General features: G+C 68.4%; 18 protein-coding genes and 1 pseudogene. 15 read left to right on the top strand and 4 right to left on the bottom strand.

Annotation, left to right across the window (positions count from 1 at the left end; genetic code table 11):
* Positions 1–94 precede the first annotated feature (94 nt).
* Positions 95–670: a VOC family protein gene (locus ABQE44_RS09600; RefSeq protein WP_448392489.1), complete on the top strand. Its 576-nt coding sequence runs from the start codon at positions 95–97 to the stop codon at positions 668–670.
* Between the two features lie 91 nt (positions 671–761).
* Here the strand turns inward: ABQE44_RS09600 and ABQE44_RS09595 are convergent, their stop codons facing one another.
* Complete coding sequence (locus ABQE44_RS09595; protein ID WP_448429390.1) at positions 762–1,367, bottom strand: TetR/AcrR family transcriptional regulator; 606 nt, start codon at positions 1,365–1,367, stop codon at positions 762–764.
* 90 nt (positions 1,368–1,457) lie between these two features.
* Between ABQE44_RS09595 and ABQE44_RS09590 the strand changes: the two genes are divergently transcribed.
* The 13 genes and pseudogenes from ABQE44_RS09590 (at position 1,458) to eccE (ending at position 17,410) form a co-directional block, all read left to right on the top strand.
* A complete protein-coding gene (locus ABQE44_RS09590; RefSeq protein WP_448392487.1) occupies positions 1,458–2,357 on the top strand; it encodes an oxygenase MpaB family protein in 900 nt (299 codons plus the stop codon).
* 23 nt (positions 2,358–2,380) lie between these two features.
* Positions 2,381–2,533 (top strand): annotated as a pseudogene (locus tag ABQE44_RS09585) (SAM-dependent methyltransferase); the annotation flags it as partial.
* 221 nt (positions 2,534–2,754) lie between these two features.
* The gene (gene eccA, locus ABQE44_RS09580) at positions 2,755–4,596 is read left to right on the top strand and encodes a type VII secretion AAA-ATPase EccA (RefSeq protein ID WP_448429388.1); all 1,842 of its coding nucleotides are present in this window, start codon (positions 2,755–2,757) and stop codon (positions 4,594–4,596) included.
* Complete coding sequence (gene eccB / locus ABQE44_RS09575; RefSeq protein ID WP_448429386.1) at positions 4,593–6,140, top strand: type VII secretion protein EccB; 1,548 nt, start codon at positions 4,593–4,595, stop codon at positions 6,138–6,140. The genes eccA and eccB overlap by 4 nt, the downstream gene beginning before the upstream one ends.
* Before the next feature lie 61 nt (positions 6,141–6,201).
* Positions 6,202–10,185 carry a type VII secretion protein EccCa gene (gene eccCa / locus ABQE44_RS09570; protein WP_448429384.1) on the top strand — a complete coding sequence of 1,328 codons (3,984 nt, stop codon included), beginning with the start codon at positions 6,202–6,204 and terminating at the stop codon, positions 10,183–10,185.
* Positions 10,185–10,493 carry a PE family protein gene (locus ABQE44_RS09565; RefSeq protein ID WP_448429382.1) on the top strand — a complete coding sequence of 103 codons (309 nt, stop codon included), beginning with the start codon at positions 10,185–10,187 and terminating at the stop codon, positions 10,491–10,493. The genes eccCa and ABQE44_RS09565 overlap by 1 nt, the downstream gene beginning before the upstream one ends.
* A gap of 1 nt (position 10,494) precedes the next feature.
* Entirely contained in the window at positions 10,495–12,072 is a 1,578-nt protein-coding gene (locus ABQE44_RS09560) for a PPE family protein (protein WP_448429380.1), read from the top strand.
* 52 nt (positions 12,073–12,124) lie between these two features.
* Positions 12,125–12,418, top strand: a complete 294-nt coding sequence (locus ABQE44_RS09555; RefSeq protein ID WP_069407214.1) for a type VII secretion protein EsxS — start codon at positions 12,125–12,127, stop codon at positions 12,416–12,418.
* Positions 12,419–12,446: 28 nt separating this feature from the next.
* Complete coding sequence (locus tag ABQE44_RS09550; RefSeq protein ID WP_069407215.1) at positions 12,447–12,737, top strand: WXG100 family type VII secretion target; 291 nt, start codon at positions 12,447–12,449, stop codon at positions 12,735–12,737.
* 6 nt (positions 12,738–12,743) lie between these two features.
* The gene (locus tag ABQE44_RS09545; protein WP_448392481.1) at positions 12,744–13,616 is read left to right on the top strand and encodes an ESX secretion-associated protein EspG; all 873 of its coding nucleotides are present in this window, start codon (positions 12,744–12,746) and stop codon (positions 13,614–13,616) included.
* Positions 13,595–15,025 (top strand): type VII secretion integral membrane protein EccD, encoded by a 1,431-nt coding sequence (eccD, locus tag ABQE44_RS09540; protein WP_448429378.1) that lies wholly within the window; start codon positions 13,595–13,597, stop codon positions 15,023–15,025. Before ABQE44_RS09545 ends, eccD begins: the two co-directional genes overlap by 22 nt.
* 67 nt (positions 15,026–15,092) lie before the next feature.
* Positions 15,093–16,451, top strand: coding sequence for a type VII secretion-associated serine protease mycosin (gene mycP / locus ABQE44_RS09535; RefSeq protein WP_448429572.1), 1,359 nt, complete (start codon positions 15,093–15,095; stop codon positions 16,449–16,451).
* On the top strand, positions 16,448–17,410 hold the full coding sequence (gene eccE / locus ABQE44_RS09530; RefSeq protein ID WP_448429376.1) for a type VII secretion protein EccE: 963 nt from the start codon (positions 16,448–16,450) through the stop codon (positions 17,408–17,410). The genes mycP and eccE overlap by 4 nt, the downstream gene beginning before the upstream one ends.
* Here eccE and ABQE44_RS09525 read toward each other — a convergent pair.
* Together ABQE44_RS09525 and ABQE44_RS09520 are read right to left on the bottom strand one after the other, a co-directional pair.
* The gene (locus tag ABQE44_RS09525; protein WP_448429570.1) at positions 17,349–18,542 is read right to left on the bottom strand and encodes an alpha/beta hydrolase family protein; all 1,194 of its coding nucleotides are present in this window, start codon (positions 18,540–18,542) and stop codon (positions 17,349–17,351) included. The two genes, eccE and ABQE44_RS09525, sit on opposite strands and share 62 nt — an antisense overlap.
* A 101-nt stretch (positions 18,543–18,643) precedes the next feature.
* Positions 18,644–19,126, bottom strand: a complete 483-nt coding sequence (locus ABQE44_RS09520) for a hypothetical protein (protein WP_448392478.1) — start codon at positions 19,124–19,126, stop codon at positions 18,644–18,646.
* A 48-nt stretch (positions 19,127–19,174) separates the two neighbouring features.
* On the opposite strand from ABQE44_RS09520, the gene ABQE44_RS09515 reads away from it, so the two are divergent.
* Positions 19,175–19,843 carry a phosphatase PAP2 family protein gene (locus ABQE44_RS09515; protein ID WP_448429374.1) on the top strand — a complete coding sequence of 223 codons (669 nt, stop codon included), beginning with the start codon at positions 19,175–19,177 and terminating at the stop codon, positions 19,841–19,843.
* Here the strand turns inward: ABQE44_RS09515 and ABQE44_RS09510 are convergent.
* Entirely contained in the window at positions 19,800–21,290 is a 1,491-nt protein-coding gene (locus tag ABQE44_RS09510) for a bifunctional phosphatase PAP2/diacylglycerol kinase family protein (protein WP_448429372.1), read from the bottom strand. The two genes, ABQE44_RS09515 and ABQE44_RS09510, sit on opposite strands and share 44 nt — an antisense overlap.
* Between the last annotated feature and the right edge of the window lies 1 nt (position 21,291).

Raw genomic sequence — 21,291 nt, 5'->3', positions numbered from 1 at the left:
CGGTGGACTCCTTCGAATGCCATTGCTCGAAACTGAACCTGATGTTAGATTCAGTTTGCGTTCTTGGCCATAGGTTCGCCCGAGGAGGCGCGGCATGATCAAGCCCAACAATCCCAACTCCGAGTTCGAGCTCGGCGGCATTAACCATGTGGCGTTGGTCTGCTCGGATATGGAGAAGACCGTCGACTTCTACAGCAATGTGCTCGGCATGCCGCTGATCAAGTCGCTGGATCTGCCGGCCGGCATGGGCCAGCACTTCTTCTTCGATGCGGGTAACGGTGACTGCGTGGCGTTCTTCTGGTTCGCCGATGCGCCGGACCGGGTCGGGGGCATCTCCTCGCCGGAGGCCATCCCCGGCATCGGCGATATCGTCAGCTCGGTCAGCTCGATGAACCACCTGGCGTTTCACGTGCCTGCCGAGAAGTTCGACGAGTACCGCCAGAAGCTCAAGGACAAGGGTGTTCGCGTCGGGCCGGTGCTGAACCACGATGAGAGCGAGATGCAGGCGTCACCGACCGTGCATCCCGGTGTGTACGTGCGCTCGTTCTATTTTCACGACCCCGACGGCATCACGCTCGAGTTCGCGTGCTGGACCAAGGAGTTCACCGAGCAGGACACCGCGACCGTGCCGAAGACGGCCGCCGACCGCCGCCCCCGCGTCACCGCATAGCGCGGCATAGACGCCGAAAGGGACAAACGGGCGGGAAAGTGCGAGAGATCGGCGCCTAAACGTCGGTTTCGGCGTGGCGGGGGCCGCAGATTCACCCCTGCGCGAGGATATCCAGCGTCGTCGCCAGCACCTCGACGAGTTGGTCGGGCGCCAGATCGAGGTCCCCCGACAGCCAGGCGCTGATGGTCTGACCGACCCCGCCGACCGCGAAGTGCGCGCTGGCCTTGGTGCGGTCGTCGCTTCCGGCGCCCAGCGCGCCGGCGTGCTGAAACAGCAGCGAAGCGAACAACACCGTGGACTCCGCGCGTTTGCGCACGATCACCGTGTTGGACAACTCGACGCTGAACAGCAGCCGGCCCACCCGGGCGTCGGCGGCGATGCTGTGCACGATGTTGGCCATCCCAATGCGGGCCTGCTCGTGCGGTGGCGCTGACGCGACGGCGGCCTGCGTGGTGGTGGCGATGTCGGCGACGACGCTGTCGAACACCGCGCCCACGTAGTCGTCCTTGTCGGAGAAGCTCTCGTAGAAGTAGCGCACCCCGAGACCGGCCCGCGCGCAGATCGCGCGCACGGTCAGCTCGGCCGGATCCTGGTCACCGGCGCCGAGCAGGTCCAGACCGGCGTCGAGCAGCCGTCGCCGACGCCCCGCGAGGCGCTCGGCGGCATCGACGCCGCGGTACGGCCGCACCTGTGCCATACCCGACATCTTGACACCCGTCATCCAGGTGCGGCAATATCGGGAAACATACGTTCTCAGATTTGCTCAAATTTGGAGTAGGGGTCGCCAATGACGGTCAGCGAGCCTATTGCGCACGTCGAACGGGCGGTCAGCGATCCGCCTAAGCCGGCAGCAGTCGCCAAACGCGGCCGCGGAGCGCACTTCGACGACGGTCTGATGGGCGTCGCGCTGCTGGCGGGCCCGGCCAACGTGATCATGCAGCTGGCCCGGCCCGGCGTCGGCTACGGCGTGATGGAGAGCCGGGTCGAAAGCGGCCGGGTGGACCGGCACCCGATCAAGCGCGCGCGCACCACGTTCACCTATCTCGCGGTCGCGACCGCAGGCAGCGATGAACAGAAGGCCGCGTTCCGGCGCGCGGTGAACGGCGCCCACGCGCAGGTCTACTCACTCGACGACAGCCCAGTGCAGTACAACGCCTTTGACAAGGACCTGCAGCTGTGGGTGGGTGCATGCCTGTACAAGGGCGGCGTGGACATCTACCGCCTGTTCATCGGCGAGATGGACGATGAGACGGCCGATCGACACTTCGAAGAGGGCATTGCGCTGGGCACCACGTTGCAGGTCCCCGAGGACATGTGGCCCAAGGACCGCGCGGCCTTCGACAAGTACTGGCAGGAGTCGCTGGAGAAGGTCCACATCGACGACGCGGTGCGCGAGTACCTGTGGCCGATCGCCGCGGGCCGCATCCGCGGGGTCAAGCTGCCGGGCCCGATGCAGCGCCGCATCGACGACTTCAACCTGCTGATCACCGGTGGGTTCCTGCCGCAGCGCTTCCGCGACGAGATGAAGATCGAGTGGAACGCCGACAAGCAGCGCCGGTTCGACCGGGTGATCGCCGTTCTGCGCACCATCAACAACCTGCTGCCGCGGCTCCTGCGGCAGTTCCCGTTCAACGTGCTGCTCAAGGATCTGGACCGGCGGATCCGCACCGGCCGACCGCTGGTCTAGGCAGACGGGCGTATACGCGCAGAGTGCGCGCCGACGACGACAGCTGGGACATCACCACCAGCGTCGGCTCGACCGCGCTGTTCGTCGCCGCCGCGCGAGCGCTCGAGGCGCAGAAGCCACACCCGGTGGCCGTCGACCCGTTCGCCGAGGTGTTCTGCGGCGCTGACCCGACCCCGCTACCGGACGTGTTGCGCGACAACGGCGGAACCATACCTGCGCCCGACCCCGACACCGACCTGATGACAAGCACTATCACGCTGGTCAGCGCGCTAAAACGGGGAATCGGGCTCCGGTAGCGGACCCGACCGTGCGTCTCGACAGTTAGCTTATGCAATGCTAACTTCAGCAAAAGTTTTGGGTAGCCATATCGAGGCCATATCGAGGGAGACGACGGGGCATGCCCCTTTCGACGGGAATTGCCGCTGCGGCCCGGGTCGACCGCGATGTCGTCAGCCGGTTCGCCACTTGTTGCCGGGATCTGGGGCTGTCCGTGCACGACCGGCGACGGCCGACCGACCTGGCCGCCGCGCGCTCGGGGTTCGCCGAACTCACTCGTATCGCCCGTGACCAGTGCGACGCCTGGACGGGGCTGGCCGCCGCCGGGGACACCAGCCCCCGGGTGATCGAGGCTGTGTGGCAGACCGTGGCGACCGCCGGTGTGCTGCAGCGGCAGGTCGAGCTCGGCGACGGCGATCTCGGGTTCACCTATGACACCGGCCTGTACCTGCAATTCCGCGCCGCCACGGCCGACGATTTCCAGCTGGCCTACGCCGTCGCCCGCAGCGACGCCGGTGACTTCGCCGGCGCCGACAAACTCGTCGAACCGCTTCTGGCCAGGCGGCCCGACTGGGGTGAGGCCCGCTGGGTGCGCGTCGCGATGTACTACCGCACCGAACGCTGGTCAGATGTCGTGCGAATGCTGAGCCCGATCGTCAACGACTCCACGTTGGACGAGACGTACGCCCATGCCGTGCGCACCGCGTTGGGCACGTCGTTGGCGCGGTTGGGCATGTTCGCGCCCGCGCTGTCCTATCTCGAGGAGCCCGGCGGTCCCATCGACGTCGCCGCGGTGGACGGCACCCTGGTCAAAGCGCTGTCGATGCGCGCCCAAGGCGAGGATCTCGACGCGGCCGACGTGCTCGCTGAGCTGTATGCGGCCAACCCCGAGAACCACGAGGTCGAGGTGGCGCTGTCGGATTCCTCCTACGGCATCGTGCCCACCACGGCGGCGCGCATCGAGGCGCGCACCGACCCGTGGGATCCGCAGACGGAGCCGGACGAAACCGACTTCGTCGATCCCGGCGCCAAGGAACGCAAGGCGCACCTGTTGATCGAGGCCGAGGCCGAGCTCGCCGAGTTCATCGGCCTCGAGGAGGTCAAGTACCAGGTGGCCCGGCTCAAAAGCTCGGTGGCGATGGCGATCCGGCGTCAGGAACGCGGGCTGGCGGTCGCCAACCGCGCCAACCACTTGGTGTTCGCCGGACCGCCCGGCACCGGTAAGACGACGATCGCGCGCGTCGTCGCCAAAATCTATTGCGGCCTGGGCATTCTCAGGAAAGAGACCGTCCGTGAGGTCCACCGCGCGGACCTGATCGGTCAGCACATCGGCGAGACTGAAGCCAAGACCAACGCGATCATCGACAACGCGCTGGACGGCGTGCTGTTCCTCGACGAGGCGTACGCGCTGGTGTCGACCGGCGCCAAGAACGACTTCGGGTTGGTGGCCATCGACACGCTGCTGGCCCGCATGGAGAACGACCGCGAACGGCTGGTCGTGATCGTCGCCGGCTACCGCAAGGACCTCGACGCGTTCCTCGACACCAACGAGGGGCTGCGGTCCCGGTTCACCCGCAGCATCGATTTCCCGTCGTACACGCCGCATGAGCTTGTCGAAATCGCCACCCGCATGGCCGAAAAGCGCGACAGCATCTTCGAACCCGCCGCGCTGACGCACATGGAGACGCTATTCGGGCAGCTGGCCCAGGGCACCACGCCCGACGCCAATGGGGTGGAACGGCGCAACCTCGACATCGCGGGCAACGGCCGGTTCGTCCGTAACCTCGTCGAGCGTTCAGAGGAGGAACGTGAGTACCGGCTCGACCACCGTCCGCCGACGGGCGATTCGACCGCCGATGCCACCGAGTTCACCGATGACGAGTTGATGACGATCACCGACGAAGACGTGACCAGATCGGCGACTCCGTTGCTACGCGGACTCGGCCTGCCGGTGCCCGAATGAGCACACCCGACGACCAGAACGAATACCCCGCGCACGGAAACCGCCGGGGTTTCAGTTCGCGTACACCGACCAACCACAACCCCGACCACGTTGCCTACCGGCGCGGGTTCGTCACCCGCCACCAGGTATCAGGGTGGCGATTCATCATGCGCCGCATCGCATCTGGTGTCGCACTGCACGACACCCGCATGCTTGTCGATCCGCTGCGCACCCAGTCGCGGTCGGTTCTGGTGGGTGCGCTGGTGCTCATCACCGGGTTGGCGGGCTGCTTCGTCTTCTCGCTCATCCGGCCGGCCGGGGAGCCGGGCGACGACGCGATCCTGGCCGACCGCACCACGTCGGCGCTCTACGTGCGCCTCGGCGACAAGCTGCATCCGGTGCTGAACCTGACCTCCGCGCGGCTCATCGCGGGCCGCCCCGACAACCCGACGATGGTCAAGAGCGACGAGCTCGACCAGTTCGCGCGCGGCAACCTCATCGGCATCCCGGGTGCGCCGGAACGCATGGTGCAGAACATGACTCGCGACGCGGACTGGACCGTCTGCGACGGCGGTTTCGGTCCGGCGACCGGCGTGACGATGATCGCGGGTCCGCTGACCGACGGTGGTGAACGGGCTGCCACGCTGCCCGCCGACAAGGCCGTCCTGGTCGACAACGCCGGCGGGCCGAACGCAGGAACGTGGCTGCTGTGGGACGGCAGGCGCAGCCGCGTCGATCTCAACGACCGCGCCGTCACCAGCGCACTCGGGTTCGGCGTCCAGGCACCGAGCATCCGCCCCATCGCGCCCGGACTGTTCAACGCCGTTCCCGAAGCGCCCCCGCTGAGCGCGCCCGCCATCCCCGGGGCCGGCGAACCGCCTCGTTTTGCGCTGCCGGTGGGTGCGCCGGTCGGGGCAGTCGTGGCGTCCTTCGATGCGAACAACACGCTGCGTCACTACGTCGTGCTCAGCGATGGGCTGCAGCCGGTCTCACCGGTTGTCGCGGCAATCCTGCGCAACACCGACTCGTTTGGTCTCGATCAGCCTCCGCGGCTGGCCGCCGATGAGATCGCCCGGCTGCCCGTCGCGAGCGTGATCGACGATTCGGCGTACCCCAGCCAGCAGGTGACGCTGGTCGACGCCGCAGCTGCGCCACTGACGTGTGCACAGTGGACCCGACCCGCCGACGCCACCAGCGGCACCCTCGATCTGCGTTCCGGTGTCACGCTTCCGGTCTCCGAAGAGCTGGGCAGCGTGCCGTTGGTGGGAGCGGGCTCGGGCGCCACCGCCGACCGGGTCGTGATCGCACCGGGGCGCGGCTACCTGGTGCAGAGCGGAGGCGCGAACTTCTGGCTGTCCGACACCGGGGTGCGCTACGGGCTCGACACCGACGGTGACCAGGAGACGCTTTCAGCGCTCGGACTCAATCCGCCCGCGCTGCCGATTCCGTGGTCAATGCTGAGCCAGTTCGCGCAGGGCCCGACGTTGTCGCCCGCCGATGCCTTGCTGGCCCATGACGGGCTCGCCGCCGATCCCCGACCCGCCGTCGTGAGGGAGACACCGTGAGCGACGCTTGCGAGCGAACCATGAGCACAGAACGCGCCGGTCGAGCCTGCGAGGACGACGCGTGAGCCGCCTCATCTTTGAAACGCGCCGCCGAATCCCGCCGCCGACGACGCGCCAGGGCACTATCACGATCGAGCCGCCGCCGGAACTGCCGCGGCTGGTGCCGCCGTCGCTGCTGCGTCGAGTGCTGCCGTATCTGATCGTCGTCCTCATCGTCGGCATGATCGTGGCGTTGGTGGCCACCGGCATGCGACTGATCTCCCCGACGACGCTGTTCTTCCCGTTCGTTCTGCTGCTGGCGGCGACGGCGCTCTACCGCGGCACCGACAACAAGATGCGCACCGAAGAGGTCGACGCCGAACGCGCCGACTACCTGCGTTACCTGTCGGTGGTGCGCGACAACGTCCGCGCCCACGCCGCCGAACAACGCGCCGCACTGGAGTGGTCGCATCCGGATCCCACCCTGCTCGCCGACGTTCCCGGCACCCGGAGACAGTGGGAACGTGACCCCGGCGACGCCGACTTTTTGGTGCTGCGCACCGGATTACACGATGCGCCGCTAAACGCGAAGCTGCGCGTGAAAGACACTGCGAACGAGATCGACCTCGAACCGGTGTCGCACAGCACGTTGCGCGGCCTGCTCGATGTGCAGCGCACCGTGCGGGCCGTGCCGTCGGGCATCGACCTGGGCAAGGTGTCGCGCCTGACCGTGCTCGGCGACCCCGACGAGGTCCGGGCAGCGCTGCGCGCGTGGATCACCCAGGCTGTGACGTGGCACGACCCGGCCGTGCTCGGGTTGGCTGTACTGTCGCCGCACATCGAGGGCGACGACTGGTCGTGGGCGAAGTGGTTGCCGCACGCCGACGTTCCCGGCGCCGCCGACGGGGCAGGTCCGGCGCGGTTCCTCAGCAGCGACGTGGCAGAGCTGCGGTCCATGATCGCCCCCGTCCTCGAAGACCGCGAGCCCTTCGGTGTGACAGCCGATTCCGGGGCCAAGCACCTGCTGATCATCATCGACGACCCCGACATCGACCCCGCCGTGCTGTTGCCCCGCACCGGGCTGTCCGGTGTGACCGTGGTGCACCGGTCCGTCGAACCGCCGCACCGCGAACAGTACGTCGACCCCGAACGGCCGTTCCTGCGTATCGTCGACGGGCGGCTGGAGCGCTGGCAGACCGGCGGGTGGCAGCCCTACGTCGACGCCGCCGACCGACTCGATGTGGCTGCGGCCCGCCACATTGCGCGTCGGCTGTCGCGCTGGGACTCCAACCCCGGCCACGCGCGTACCAGCAACGCCGGGGTCGCGACGTTCTCCACCCTGCTCGGCATCCCCGACGCCGCGGCGCTGGATGTGGCCAGCCTGTGGGCACCGCGCCCACGCGCACAGGAGCTGCGGGTGCCCATCGGCGTCACCGCGACCGGTGACCCGTTGATGTTCGACCTCAAGGACGAGGCCGAAGGCGGCATGGGCCCACACGGCCTGATGATCGGCATGACTGGATCGGGCAAGTCGCAGACGCTGATGTCGATCCTGTTGTCGCTGTTGACCACCCACTCCGCTGACCGGCTGATCGTCATCTACGCCGACTTCAAGGGTGAGGCCGGCGCCGACATCTTCCGCGAGTTCCCCCAGGTGGTCGCGGTCATTTCGAACATGGCCGAGAAGCGTTCGCTGGCAGATCGTTTCGCCGACACCCTGCGCGGCGAGGTGGCGCGGCGCGAACAGCTGCTGATGGAGGCGGGCCGTCGGGTACAGGGCAGCGCGTTCAACTCGGTGCTCGAGTACGAGGCCGCGATGGCGGCAGGCCACGATCTGCCGCCGCTGCCGACGCTGCTGGTGGTCGCCGACGAGTTCTCGCTGATGCTGGCCGATCACCCCGAATACGCCGACCTTTTCGACTACGTGGCGCGCAAGGGCCGGTCGTTCCGCATCCACATCCTGTTCGCGTCGCAGACGCTGGATGTGGGGCGCATCAAGGACATCGACAAGAACACGTCGTACCGGATCGGGCTGAAGGTCGCCAGTCCCGCCGTCAGCCGCCAGATCATCGGCGTGGAGGACGCATTTCACATCGAGTCGGGACCCGAGCACAAAGGTGAGGGTTTTCTGGTGCCGAACCCCGGCGCGATGCCGGTGAAGTTTCGCAGCACCTACGTCGATGGCATCTACGACCCGCCGCGGGTGGAGAAGTCGGTTGTGATGCAAGCGGTTCCGACACCGCAGGTGTTCACCGCCGGCCATGTGGAGGCCCCCGCCGACACCGTGACCGTCGTCGAACCCGCCGCGCATGAGGACCGCCCGCCCCGCAAGCTTGTCGCCACCATAGGTGATCAGCTCGCGCACTACGGTCCCAGGGCGCCGCGGCTGTGGTTGCCGCCGCTCGATGAGAACATCCCCCTTGACGGGTTGCTGGCGCGCGCGGATGTGCCCGAAGGGCAATGGCGTTGGCCGTTGGGCGAGATCGACCGGCCGTTCGCGATGCGGCGTGACCCGCTGATCTTCGATGCAACATCGGCGGCGGCCAACATGCTGATCCACGGCGGGCCGAAGTCGGGTAAGACGACGGCGCTGCAGACCTTCATCCTGTCGGCGGCCGCGCTGCACTCTCCGCGTGAGGTCACGTTCTACTGCCTCGACTACGGCGGTGGCCAGTTGCGGCCGCTCGCAGATCTCGCGCATGTCGGGAGCGTCGCGTCACCGCTGGAGCCCGAACGGATCCGGCGTACGTTCGGTGAACTGGAACAGCTGCTGCGGGCCCGGCAAGCCCGCACGCACAACGGTTCAGCCGAAGAAGGTGACGAGTACGGGGAAGTGTTCCTGGTCATCGACAACCTATACGCGTTCAGCCGCGACAACACCGATACGTTCAACACCCGAAACCCGTTGCTGACTAAGGTCACCGAGCTGGTCAACACCGGAATGTCCTACGGCATCCACGTCGTCGTCAGCACGCCGAATTGGCTGGAGGTGCCGTTGGCGATGCGCGACGGACTCGGGTTGCGCCTCGAGCTCAAACTGTCGGACGCGCGTGACAGCAACGTGCGGGTCACCGGCGCGCTGCGCCGCCCTGCCGAGGCGGTGCCTGCCGATCAGCCGGGCCGCGGACTGACGATGGCCGCCGAGCACTTCCTGTTCGCCCAACCGGATCTGACCGACATCGCGGTGATCAACGCCCGCTACCAGGGCGTCGGGGCGCCCCCTATCCGGCTGCTGCCACACGATCTGTCACCCGGAGCGGTCGCGCCGCTGTACCCGGCGCCCGAGCGGGTGGTCGTCGGCCAGCGCGAAGAGGATCTGGCAGCGGTGACGGTGGATTTCGCGCGCAACCCGTTGTTGATGGTGTTCGGAGACAGCAAGTCGGGCAAGACGACGCTGCTGCGTCACTTGATCCGGACCGTGCGCGAACACTCCACGCCGGATCAGGTCGCATTCACGGTGATCGACCGGCGCCTGCATCTGGTGGACGAGTCCCTGTTCCCCGACAACGAGTACACCCCGAACATCGACCGGATCACCCCGGCCATCCTCGGCTTGGCGGGGCTACTCGAGAAGCGGCGCCCGCCTGCGGGTTTGACGCCCCAGCAGCTCGCCGACTGGAGCTATCGACCCGATGAGAGCGGGCACACCCACTACCTGATCATCGACGACGTCGACCAGATCCCCGACGCTCCCGCGGTCAGCGGTCCCTTCGTCGGGCAACGCCCGTGGACAGCGCTCCTGGGCCTGCTGTCACAGGCCAGCGAGCTCGGGCTGCGCGTCATCGTGACCGCGCGCGCCACCGGGTCAGCACATGCGTTGATGACCGCGCCGCTGCTGCGCAGGCTCAACGAACTGCAGGCCGCGATCCTCATGCTGTCCGGTAATCCCCAGGACAGCGGCAAGATTCGGGGCCACCGGTTCCGCCGGTTGCCTTCCGGGCGAGCGATGCTGCTCGACGCCGACGGCGATGACGCCACATTCCTACAACTGGTCAATCCGTTCGCCGACGCGGTTGTGGGCAATCCGAGAGGCAACCGAAGAGACAATGGAAGGGAGTTGAACTGATGACTCTGCGTGTTGTTCCCGAAGGCCTGACCGCGGCCAGCGCCGCCGTCGAAGGGCTGACCGCACGGCTGGCCGCAGCGCATGCGGCCGCAGCGCCACTGGTTACCACCGTCGTGCCCCCCGCGGCGGATGCGGTCTCGCTGCAGACCGCTGTCGGCTTCAGCACCCTTGGGGCGCAGCACAATACGATGGCCGCCCAGGGCGTCGAAGAGCTCGGCCGGGCCGGCGTCGGCGTCGGCGAGTCCGGGGCAAGCTATGCCGCCGGTGATGCGATGGCCGCTTCGTCGTACCTGGTGTCGGGTAGCTGACATGACCGCCCCCATCTGGATGGCGCTTCCCCCGGAAGTGCATTCGGCGATGCTGAGCAGCGGCCCCGGGCCGGGTTCGCTGCTGGCCGCCGCGGGGGCGTGGCAGTCGCTGGCCACCGAATACTCCGCGGCCGCGGCGGAATTGACCGGCCTGCTGGGCGCCGTGCAGAGCGGTGCCTGGGAAGGTCCCAGCGCCGAGCAGTACGTCGCAGCGCATACGCCGTATCTGGCGTGGCTCGCGCAGGCCAGCGCCAACAGCGCGGCCAGCGCCGCTCAGCACGAGGCCGCCGCGGCGGCGTACTCGACGGCGTTGGCGACCATGCCCACGCTGGCCGAGCTGGCGCTGAACCGCAGCACCCAAGTCACGCTGATCGCCACCAACTTCCTTGGCATCAACACCATTCCGATCGCCATCAACGAAGCCAACTACGTGCGGATGTGGATTCAGGCGGCCACGACGATGGGCACATATCAGGCCGTGTCAGGTGCCGCGGTGGCGGCCACCCCGACGACCCCGCCCGCCCCGTTCGTGCTCACCCCTGGCGTGGGGGAGGCCGGATCGGCGGCGGCGACGGCGCAACAGTCTTTCGCGCAGCTGACCGCGGCCGATTCCGGTTCGGCGCTGGCGAATTCAGACATCATCGCGCAGCTGTTGCGGTTCGTCGGGCAGATCTTCGATGCCTATGGGCAGTATGTCTATCAGCTGTTCGAACCCATCATCGAATTCATGGCCGACCCGATCGGCAACACCCAGCAGCTGATCGTCGGGCTGCTGACCAACCCGGGCCCGACGCTGGTGACCTACGGTCCCTTCCTGTTCGCCGTCGCCTACCAGGCCGTCTCGTGGGTCGGCGCGTCGGTGACCTACCCCAACCTGCTGCTGACGACGTGGATGGCACCGCTGGCGCTGGGAATCGGCGGGTACTTCCTGCACCAGTACCTCAACCCGCCGGCTCTCCCGGCGCCGGAAGCTGCACCCGCGCCGCCGCAACCGGCGTCGAACACGCCCGCGCCCGCACAGCGCGCCGACCCGCTGCCCGCGGCCGCCGTCGCCCCGACGGTGCCCGCCGCGCCCGCAGCACCCGCCGCATCGGTGGCCGGCGGCGTCGCTCCCGCGGGCGGTGTGGCCGCTGCGGCCGCCGCACCGGTGGTGCCCTACGCCGTCGCCGGTCCCGGACCCGACGAGGGTTTCACGCCGACCCTGCGCGAGGGCACCGGAGCCAAGGCCCCCGCATCCGATATCGCCGCGTCGGCATCCGCCGCGGCCGCGGCGTCGTCGCTGGCCAAACGCAAGGCACGGCGGCGCCGCGCGGCACCGGTGCACGAACGCCAGTACGCCGACGCCTACATGGATTACGAACCCGACCCGGAGGACACGCCGCCGGAGCCGGTCCGCAAGCCGCGGATGAGCGCATCCGACAAGGGCGCGGGCCCAATGGGTTTCACCGGTGCAGCGGCCAAGCCGGAGACCGAAGAAGCGGCCGGGCTGACCGAACTGGCCGGCGACCCGTTCGGCGGCGGTCCGACCGAGCCGCTGCTGCCCGGCGACTGGGATACGGAAGGGGGCTCGCGCAACTGAGAAGACCGACCGATCACCACCGTCCAGTTACGACAATCCGAAAGGTAAACCCATGAGCCTCTTAGACGCTCACATCCCGCAGCTCGTCTCGTCGGAGGCGGCGTTCTCCGCCAAGGCCGCGCTGATGCGTAGCACGATCGCCCAGGCCGAACAGGCTGCCCAGTCGGCGCAGGCGTTCCACATCGGCGAATCCAGCGCCGCCTTCCAGGCCGCGCACGCCCGGTTCCTCGAGGTCTCCGCGCGGGTCAACTCGTTGCTGGACATCGCGCAGGTCAACCTGGGCGACGCCGCGGGCAGCTACGTCGCGCAGGACGCCGCCAACGCCAGCACCTACACCGGCATCTGAACCACGAACTGACAAGAGGGAGAACCTGATGTCACAGATCATGTACAACTACCCGGCGATGCTGGCGCACGCGGGTGAGATGGCCGGTTACGCCGGTGCGCTGCACGCCGTCGGCGCCGACGTCGCCAGCGAGCAGGCCGCCCTGGCCGCCGCATGGCAGGGCGACACCGGCATGACCTACCAGGCGTGGCAGGCGCAGTGGAACGTCGCCATGGAGGAACTGGTCCGGGCGTACCGCGCCATGGCCACCACCCACGAGACCAACACCATGGCGATGAGCGCGCGCGACGCCGCCGAAGGCGCCAAGTGGGGTGGCTGACCGTCGGTGTCTGCTAACGCAGTCGAACTGACCGCGGAGCAGGCCTGGTTCATCGCTGATGCGTTGGGCGCCGGGAGCTTTCCCTGGGTGCTCGCCATCACGCCGCCGTACAGCGACCATGCGGCGCGCAGGGCGGTCGAGGACAGGCTTACCGCGGAACTTGTCTCGCTCGGGTTGATGACCGCGGACCGCGTCGTCAATCCCGATGTGCAGCAGTGGGTCACCACCACATGTCGGCCGCGGCGCTGGCTGGAGCTGAGGTTCGTCAGCGCCTCGAACAACCTGTTGCGCGGCCATGTTGCGCGCCAAGGGGACTCCACGATCGTCGCGCTGCGCGGCGGAGGGCTGGTGACGTTCACGGCGGTGGATATCGACCATCCGCAGGCGCTGGTGCCGGTGCTGACCGCAGGCCTTCCGGGACGTACGCCGGCCGCGTTCGAGGAGTTCGCGATCCCCGCGCGCATCGGGGCGCGCGCCGACGAGCAGTTGCGCAACGGCGCAACGCTCACCGAAGTCGTTGACGACCTGGGTCTTCCGGCGTCGGCGCTGCCGGTCGTGGAAGCCGCATACGCACCCGGCCGCAGCTATGTGGAGATCGTGGCCGGTGACCACCGCGACGGACACCGCGTCAGCACCGACGTCGGCGTCAGCGTCGTCGACACCAGCGCGGGACGCGTACTGGTGCACCCGTCCCGCGCCTATGACGGCGAATGGGTGTCGACCTTCACCCCAGGCACCACCCTTGCGATCGCGACCGCGGTCGAGCGGCTGACCGCGACGCTGCCCGACGGCGCGTGGTTCCCACACTTGCAGTTGACTCGAGACTTCGATCTCGACCAGAGAACGGAACACCGGAAATGGCGTCACACAGTTCATTGAACGGCAGCACCGTGTTGAAGGCGATGCCGATCGTTCGCGTCGCCGTACTCGCCGTCGGCGACGGCGGCGGAGGCCGCGTCACCGACATGGTGCTGCCCACCGAACTTCCGCTGCGCGAAATCCTTCCCGCCGTGCGGCGGATGGCGATGCCGGACGACGGCGACGGTGAGCACAGCCTGGCGGCGCTCTCGCTCGCCCCGGTCGGCGGTGCCCCGTTCAGCCTCGACGCCACCCTGGACACCGTCGGCGTCGTCGACGGTGATCTGCTGGCCCTGCAGCCCGTCCCCACAGGCACACCCGCCCCGCGGATCGTCGAGGATATCGGCGACGCGACGGTCATCTTCTCCGCCGCCCGCGAAAAGCCGTGGGGCGCCGAACACATCGCCCGCGGCGCGGGCGTCGCGGTCCTCGGGCTGACCCTGGTCGCCACCGCGCTGGCGACCGCGCATCGCATCGTCAACGGCGGTGACGCGGGCCTGTTCGCGGCCGCGGGTATCGCCATGGCCGCGGTGCTGACCGCTCTGCTCACCCGGGCCCCGTTGCCCCGTTTCGCCACGGCGATGTCGGTGGCGGCGTTGGCGCCCATCGCCGCCGCGCTCGCGCTAGCGGTGCCCGGTGAATTCGGGCCATCGCAGGTGTTGCTCGGCGCCGCCGGTGTCGCGGCGTGGTCGATCGTCTGCATCACCGTCGCCGAGCGCGGGATCGCGCTGTTCACCGCAACCAGCGTCGTCGGGTTGGGCGCGCTGATTACCGCGGGGGCTGCGGCGATCTGGGAGCTGGACTCCGTGGTGATCGGATCGGTGCTGGTGGTGCTGGCGCTGTTGATCATCGTCTCAGCGCCGCAACTGTCCGCGCTGTGGTCGCGGCTACCGGTGCCGGTGATTCCCGCGCCGGGCGACCCGCCGCCGTCGGCGCCGTCGATCTCGGTGCTTCGGGACCTGCCGCGTCGGGTGCGGATCAGCGACTCTCACCAGACGGGTTTCATCGCCGGTGGTGTCCTGCTGATCACCGCCGGGGCAGTGATACTGGCTGCGCCGGAAGGGGTCTCGAACTGGACGTGGTACGTCGGCGGGGCGGTGGCGCTGGGAAGTGTGTTGAAGGCGCGGGTGTGGGACTCAGCCCCGTGTAAAGCGTGGCTGCTGAGCCAGCCGTTCCTCATGGCGATCGCGTTTCTCGCGGTGTTCGTCGCCGACGGCCGCTACACCGCGGCATGGTGGACGCTCGCGGCGGTGACCGGTGTGACGGCCGTGTGGGTGGTTGCGGCGCTGTTCCCGCACGTGGCCTCACCGGACACCTACTCGCTGCCGATGCGTCGCCTGGTCGGGTTCCTGGCTTCTGCGGTGGACGCCTCGCTGATCCCGGTGTTGGCCTACCTGGTCGGATTGTTCGCCTGGGTTTTGAACCGATGAGGCGTCGGTGATCCGCACCAGGCTGCGCCCCGCACTCGCGGCCGCGACGGTCCCGCTGACCGTCGCGATGGTGAGTTGCCCTGCGGCACTGGCGATCACGTCGCCGGAAGTCGACCCCGCGGTGACGCCGCCGTCGGGCAGCGCAGGCCCCGTGCAGCCGATGACGCAGCGCGCGCCGTGCGTCGCCGCAGCGGTGCTGCCCGGCACCGATACCGGCGTGGTCAACCCGAACCAGCTCATGCTCAACCTCGGCGACGCCTGGGAGTTCAGCCGCGGGGAAGGCCAACTGGTCGCGGTGATCGACACCGGCGTCCGGCCCGGACCGCGGCTGCCGAACGTCGACCCGGGCGGCGACTTCGTCGAGTCGACCGACGGGCTCTCCGACTGCGACGGGCACGGAACGCTGGTGGCCGGCATCGTCGCCGGCCAACCCGGCGCCGACGGCTTCTCCGGCGTCGCACCGGCCGCGCGGGTGCTGGCGATCCGCTCGACGTCGGCGCGGTTCGCACCGAGCACCACCGGTGAGGACCCGGCCACCGCACGGGTCGCCCACGACGTCGCCACGCTGGCACGGGCCGTGGTGCGTGCGGCGGACCTGGGTGCACGCGTCATCAACATCTCGGCCGTCACCTGCCTGCCCGCCAACGAGACCGTCGACCAGAACGAACTCGGCGCTGCGCTGCGGTACGCCGCCGTCGAAAAGGATGCGGTGATCGTCGCGGCGGCCGGTAACAACCGGGCCGGGTTGAACCCCGGGTCGGCATGTCCGTCCAACCCGCTGTCGGATCCGGGCCGTCCGGAGGACCCGCGGAACTGGGCGGGCGTGACGTCGGTGTCGATCCCGTCCTGGTGGCAGCCATTCGTGCTGTCGGTGGGATCGGTCAACACCGCGGGACAACCGTCGGATTTCACGATGGCCGGCCCGTGGGTGGGCATCGCGGCGCCCGGTGAGAACGTCACCTCGGTCGGTAACGGCGAGGGCGGCGCTCTGGCAAACGCCCTGCCCAACGAGCGTGGGGAATTATTCGGGCTCAACAGCTCGAGTTTCGCCTCGGCCTACGTCGCAGGTACTGCCGCGTTGGTGCGCAGCCGATTTCCCCAGCTGACTGCACAACAGGTGATCGACCGGCTGACGGCAAGCGCTCGGGGCGCCGCCCGGACGCCGTCCAACCTGACCGGCGCGGGCCTCGTCGACCCGGTGGCGGCACTGACCTGGGACGTCACCGACGCCGCTGACAACGGTGTGGCCGAGCCCAAACCCGTTGCCGCACCGCCACAGCCGCCGCCGACCGATCCCACTCCGCGCACTGTCGCGTTCGTGGGCGCCGGCGTACTGGCGGCCGTCGCCGCCGTAACGGCCGCGGTCGCAGCCCACCGCAAACGGACCACCGCGGCCGACGCCGCACCTGGGAGGCACTCGAAGTGACCATACGACTGGCGTTGGCGCTGTTGGCTGTCGTGGCCGCGGCGATGGCCTATCCGTGGGAGACGACCACCGAACGCTGGGTCCTCGGGGCGGCTGTTGCCGTGGTGGTTGTGGTGTTCGCGTGGTGGCGTGGGCTTTTCCTGACGTCCAGGGTCGCGCGGCGCTTCGGCGTGTGGCGCCGCAACCATTCGAAGCCGAAGCCGCAGCCGTCCAACGAAGCCACGGTGTTGTTGCGGATCGACGATCCGAACGGCGTGGGGCTGTCGTTGCCGTTGGTAGCCGGCTACGTCGAGCGGTTCGGGATCCGGTGCCAGAAGGTGCGGGTCACCAGTCGCGACCAGGCCGGTGTGCGTACGACGTGGATCAGCATGACGCTCGACGCCGCCGATAACCTCACCGCGCTGTTGGCCCGCTCACCGGAGCTTCCGCTGCTGGCCACCACCGAGGTGGTCGGCCGTCGACTGGCCGACCACCTGCGCGAGACCGGACTGGAAGCGGTGATCGTCGATGTCGCCGATCCCCCCGCCGGCCCGGGCCGCGAGAAATGGCGCGCGGTCATCGACGACCACGGCGCGGTCTCGGCTTACGGCATCCCCGTCGATGACCGGCTCGGCGAACGACTTGACGAGGTGTGGTCACGGCCGAGCGAAACGTGGACTGCGCTGGAATTCAGCGGCACTGCAACACATCCCACGGTCACCGCGATGTGCGCATTCCGCACCGCGGAGGCCGTCCGGGAGACGCCGCTGCCCGGTCTCGTCGCGCATCCAGGGATCCAGCGGCCGCTGCTCAACGCGTTGGATCCGCGGACCGCAGAGCGGCTCGGCACACCGACCGGCCCGTTGCCGTCGGGTCTGCTGGAGCGGATCGACTGGCGCGTGGGCCCGTCGGGCGGTGTCAGTCGAAAAGGAACGGCCGCAGAAAGCGCGTCATCCGGCGCAGGTAGTCCGGTTGGCTGACGTGTAACACGTGATTGCCGGGGAACCAGTGAAACGCGCAGCGATCCCAGTGTTCCCACAACATCTCGGCTTGTTCGGGCGGGGCGAGCCGGTCACCGAGGCCGGTGATGATCAGCCGTCGGTCCTTGGGCACCAGGGGTGTGTAGTTCAGCGGTGACGAATACATCGTTGCCGCACCGGCCAGTTCGTCGTCGGTGTGGGCGAGCACGTTGCGCAGCCGCATCACCTGGTTAGCCGGGAACCACTCGTCGGCCGTCCGATCCGGCGTGACCACAGGAACATTCGGAATCACCGCCTGGATGCGGTCGTCGATGCAAGCGAGCAACGCGGCGGTGTAGCCGCCCAGCGACATGCCGGTCAGCGCGACCCGGTCTACCCCGGTGTACTCGAGATAGTCGACCAGAGAACGGAAGTCGTGTACCGCCTGGGCCATCGCCTCGGCGAACCCGGCGAAGCCGTGTGCGAAGTAGCCGTAACCGGAAAACGGTGAGAAGCGTTCAGCGCGCCGACCGTGAAACGGTAGCGTGAGCAGCAGCACGTCGTAGCCGGACCGGTAGAACCACGGCAGCGAGAAGAACAGCCCGTTGAACAGGTAGGCCGACCCCATGAAACCGTGGATCAGGCACAGCGTCGGATGCGGTCCGTCGCTGTGGCGCCAGTGCTGGGCGTGTACGATGTTGTTGCGCTGGTACGCCCGGCACTCGTCGCGCAAGGCGGGGTTGACCGCCTCGAAGCTGCTGTTGAACCGGATGTTGTGGACCTGGCCTTTGGCGATCCACTCGGCGACCGGATTGGCCGGCCGCGACGAGATCCGCGGTTCGATTGTCGGCGCGGGAAACGACAGTTGGGCATCCTGTTCGGCGGCTAGTTCGGCGTAGAAGCGCAAATGCTCGCGCTCCACGCGCGATTGCGACCGCAGCGCGGCGCCGACAAGCGATGGCAGCACCGATGCGCCGATCATCGACGCGATCGCCGTGCGCAACGCGATGTCGGCAACGGCCGAGGAATCCACGATCAGGCGCTGCCGCAACGTGAGGTCCATCCGACGCGGAAGGCCACGAGAACCGGCGTCGGCGCCTGGGACATCGAGAACAGGGATGGGCGGATCGACCGGGGCGGCGTCCGACGTGATCACATTCGCATGTTAACGCGGTCGTCTCGCGCCGAGTGTGGGGTCGTGTCACGCCTGGCGCGCTGCGGGCGTGCGGGTAACCCACGTTCGGCGGAGCAAAGCTAGGGGTCGTAGGGCACGCCGACCGCGCGGAAGACGTATTCCGGCGGCACGTCGAACGCCAGGGACCGGCGCGGCAAGCACGTCAACAGCTCGTCCGGGAGCGCCTCTTTGTAGTGCAGCGACAGCTGGCCCTCGCACCGCGGATCCACCGCGTGGATGTCGACCTCGATGAACAGGCCGGTCTCGGACAACTCGGCGGTCACGGCGCCCGCCTGCGGGCCGTCCCAGCGCTGGTCGACCGTGCGCGGCGCCAACTTCGGCACCGTCGACAGCGTGGCCAGCACCCGCTGCTTCGTCAGCACCAGCGAGCCGACATAACTTGCGATGTCGCCGCTGGCGCGTTTACCCGGGATCTTGCCGCTGAACCGGCGCGTCACCGGCACGTACTCGGCCAGGTGAAGTACTCCCTCGGCCTCCACCTCGGCGCGCAGTTCGGCGGGTAGACCGCCGATGCGGAACAGCTTGCGCAGAAATACGGCCATGTGCAGCCACCCTAATCCGCGCGGCATCGTAGGTGGTAGAGCTAATGCGTGGCACCGAACAAGCGCTGGCTGATCGGCTCGGCCGTCGCCGCGGTCGGGGTGTATGCGTTGTTGTGGATCGGATACGCCCAGCACTGGCGGTGGCTCACCGATCTGGACAACGCGCTCCTGGACGGCTTCTACCGCTACGGCGACGCGCATCCCGGCTGGGTGCTCGGGTGGCATGTGTTCTGCACCGTGTTGGGGCCGATGGCTTTTCGTTTGGTGACCCTCGTGGTGATCGTGATCGCGCTCGTGCGGCGCAACGTGCGCATCGCGATGTTCTTGCTCATCACCGTGGAGATCAGTGGGCTCATCACCGAAGCCGCCAAGCGGGCCGCCGATCGGCCGCGGCCCGACACCGCCCTGGTGTCCGCGATGAGCTCATCGTTTCCGTCCGGCCACGCGCTCGGCGTGATGGTGGCAGTGCTCGCGCTGCTGACCGTGGCCCTACCGGTCGTGCGCAGGCCGCTGCGGGTATGGCTTGTGGTGTTGGGCGTCGTGATCGTCGCCGCGATCGGACTGGGCCGGGTGATCCTCAACGTGCACCATCCCTCCGACGTGCTCGCCGGATGGGCGCTGGGGTACGCCTATTTTGCGGTCTGTTACGCGTTGGTGTCGCCGACGCAACCGATCACGCAGCCGGACGATATACCGGAAGCACGCGGTACCGCGTGACGAAGCTGGCCTCCTGACATTCGGTGCCGACCTCGCCGTCGTGCGCCAGCGTCGTCGTACCGTCGACGACCGTGAAATGAAACTCCGGCACCCGAAGCTCGTGGTAGAGCGGGCTGCGTTCCAGGCGTCCGGTCGCCAGCGCGGCCAGGATCCGCAGCTTGGCCCACCGCCGCCCGGTCTCCAGGATCCGGATGTCGAGCAGGCCGTCGTCGATGCGGGTACGCCGCGACGGAGCGAATCCGGACGGCAGATACGTCGAGTTGCCGAGGAAGAACAGCGACGTCTGCAGCGTCTTGTTGTCGTAGCGGATGCGGACCGGATCGTCGTAGCGCAGCGTGTGATACATCGCGTACACGCTGGCCAGCGGTTTGCCGATCCGGTGCTCGTACTTCTCCCGCGTTTCGACGAACGACGGGTAGGCGCCGATGCTCGCGGTGTTGATCACCATGTGGTTGTCGTTGAGGCACACCAGGTCTACGCAGGCGACAAGGCCCTCCCGGATCGCCTCGACGGTCTTGGCCACGGTGTCGCAGCCGATGTCCTTGGCGAAGTGGTTGAACGTCCCACCCGGAAACACCGCCAGCGGAATGCCCGCCTCGACGGCGATCCCGGCCGCACACGACACCGTGCCGTCCCCGCCGCTGACGGCCAGCACCTCTGCCTGCTCGGCGGCTGACCGTAACGTCGCGGCAATATCGTCGTCGCCGTCGAGCTCCACAACCTGCGTGCGCGGCAACGCTTCTCGCACCTCGTCGATGGTGTCGGCTCCAGCGCCGCCGCCCGACGCGGGGTTGGCGACCAGCACCACGCCCGCACCGTCTGGACGTTTCGGGGCACCGACCCACAGCGGGTCGGCGGCGGGAATTTCGGTCGGAACCACCGGCGGCACCACCCGCCCGCCGAGCACGGCCACCGCGGCACCGACGCCGAACCCCGCCAGCACATCACCGGGGTAGTGCGCACCGGTTGCCACCCGCGACATCCCGACCAGGCCGGCCAACAGCGCCAGCATCAACCCCAGCAGCGGACTCTCCAACCCGACACCGACCGCGAACGCCGCCGCGCTCGCCGAATGACCCGACGGCAGCGAGTTCGACGTCGGGGTGCGCCGCGCGCGACGCGCCAACGGCACCAGGGTCCAGTTGGGGCGCGCCCGTTTCCACACCCGTTTGGCCACCTGGTTGGTGAGCAGGCTCGTCACCGCGAGGCTCAGCACGCCCCGAGTTGCCCCACGTCTGACCGACGGCCCGCCGACGAGCGCCAGCACCGCCGCGATCGCAAACCACAGCTTCGAGTAGTCCGCGGCCCTGGTCAGCTTGGGCATCACCGCATCGAGCAGCGGGCTGGGCGAATCCGCGATGGCCTCGAACACCTCCTGGTCGAGGCTGCCGAGGCCCTGACCGATCTGGCGGATACCGCGGCGCCGTCGTACGGGCAGTAAATCCATC

The sequence above is a fragment of the Mycolicibacterium sp. XJ2546 genome (assembly GCF_053483195.1).
This window is presented reverse-complemented; position numbering and strand designations above follow the sequence as displayed.

Excerpts from the sequence above, each read along its gene's own strand:
- ABQE44_RS09600 (WP_448392489.1), top strand. The coding sequence starts at position 95 with ATGATCAAGCCCAACAATCCCAACTCCGAGTTCGAGCTCGGCGGCATT.
- ABQE44_RS09595 (WP_448429390.1), bottom strand. The coding sequence starts at position 1,367 with ATGGCACAGGTGCGGCCGTACCGCGGCGTCGATGCCGCCGAGCGCCTC.
- ABQE44_RS09590 (WP_448392487.1), top strand. The coding sequence starts at position 1,458 with ATGACGGTCAGCGAGCCTATTGCGCACGTCGAACGGGCGGTCAGCGAT.
- eccA (WP_448429388.1), top strand. The coding sequence starts at position 2,755 with ATGCCCCTTTCGACGGGAATTGCCGCTGCGGCCCGGGTCGACCGCGAT.
- eccB (WP_448429386.1), top strand. The coding sequence starts at position 4,593 with ATGAGCACACCCGACGACCAGAACGAATACCCCGCGCACGGAAACCGC.
- ABQE44_RS09565 (WP_448429382.1), top strand. The coding sequence starts at position 10,185 with ATGACTCTGCGTGTTGTTCCCGAAGGCCTGACCGCGGCCAGCGCCGCC.
- ABQE44_RS09560 (WP_448429380.1), top strand. The coding sequence starts at position 10,495 with ATGACCGCCCCCATCTGGATGGCGCTTCCCCCGGAAGTGCATTCGGCG.
- ABQE44_RS09555 (WP_069407214.1), top strand. The coding sequence starts at position 12,125 with ATGAGCCTCTTAGACGCTCACATCCCGCAGCTCGTCTCGTCGGAGGCG.
- ABQE44_RS09550 (WP_069407215.1), top strand. The coding sequence starts at position 12,447 with ATGTCACAGATCATGTACAACTACCCGGCGATGCTGGCGCACGCGGGT.
- eccD (WP_448429378.1), top strand. The coding sequence starts at position 13,595 with ATGGCGTCACACAGTTCATTGAACGGCAGCACCGTGTTGAAGGCGATG.
- mycP (WP_448429572.1), top strand. The coding sequence starts at position 15,093 with ATGGTGAGTTGCCCTGCGGCACTGGCGATCACGTCGCCGGAAGTCGAC.
- ABQE44_RS09520 (WP_448392478.1), bottom strand. The coding sequence starts at position 19,126 with ATGGCCGTATTTCTGCGCAAGCTGTTCCGCATCGGCGGTCTACCCGCC.
- ABQE44_RS09510 (WP_448429372.1), bottom strand. The coding sequence starts at position 21,290 with ATGGATTTACTGCCCGTACGACGGCGCCGCGGTATCCGCCAGATCGGT.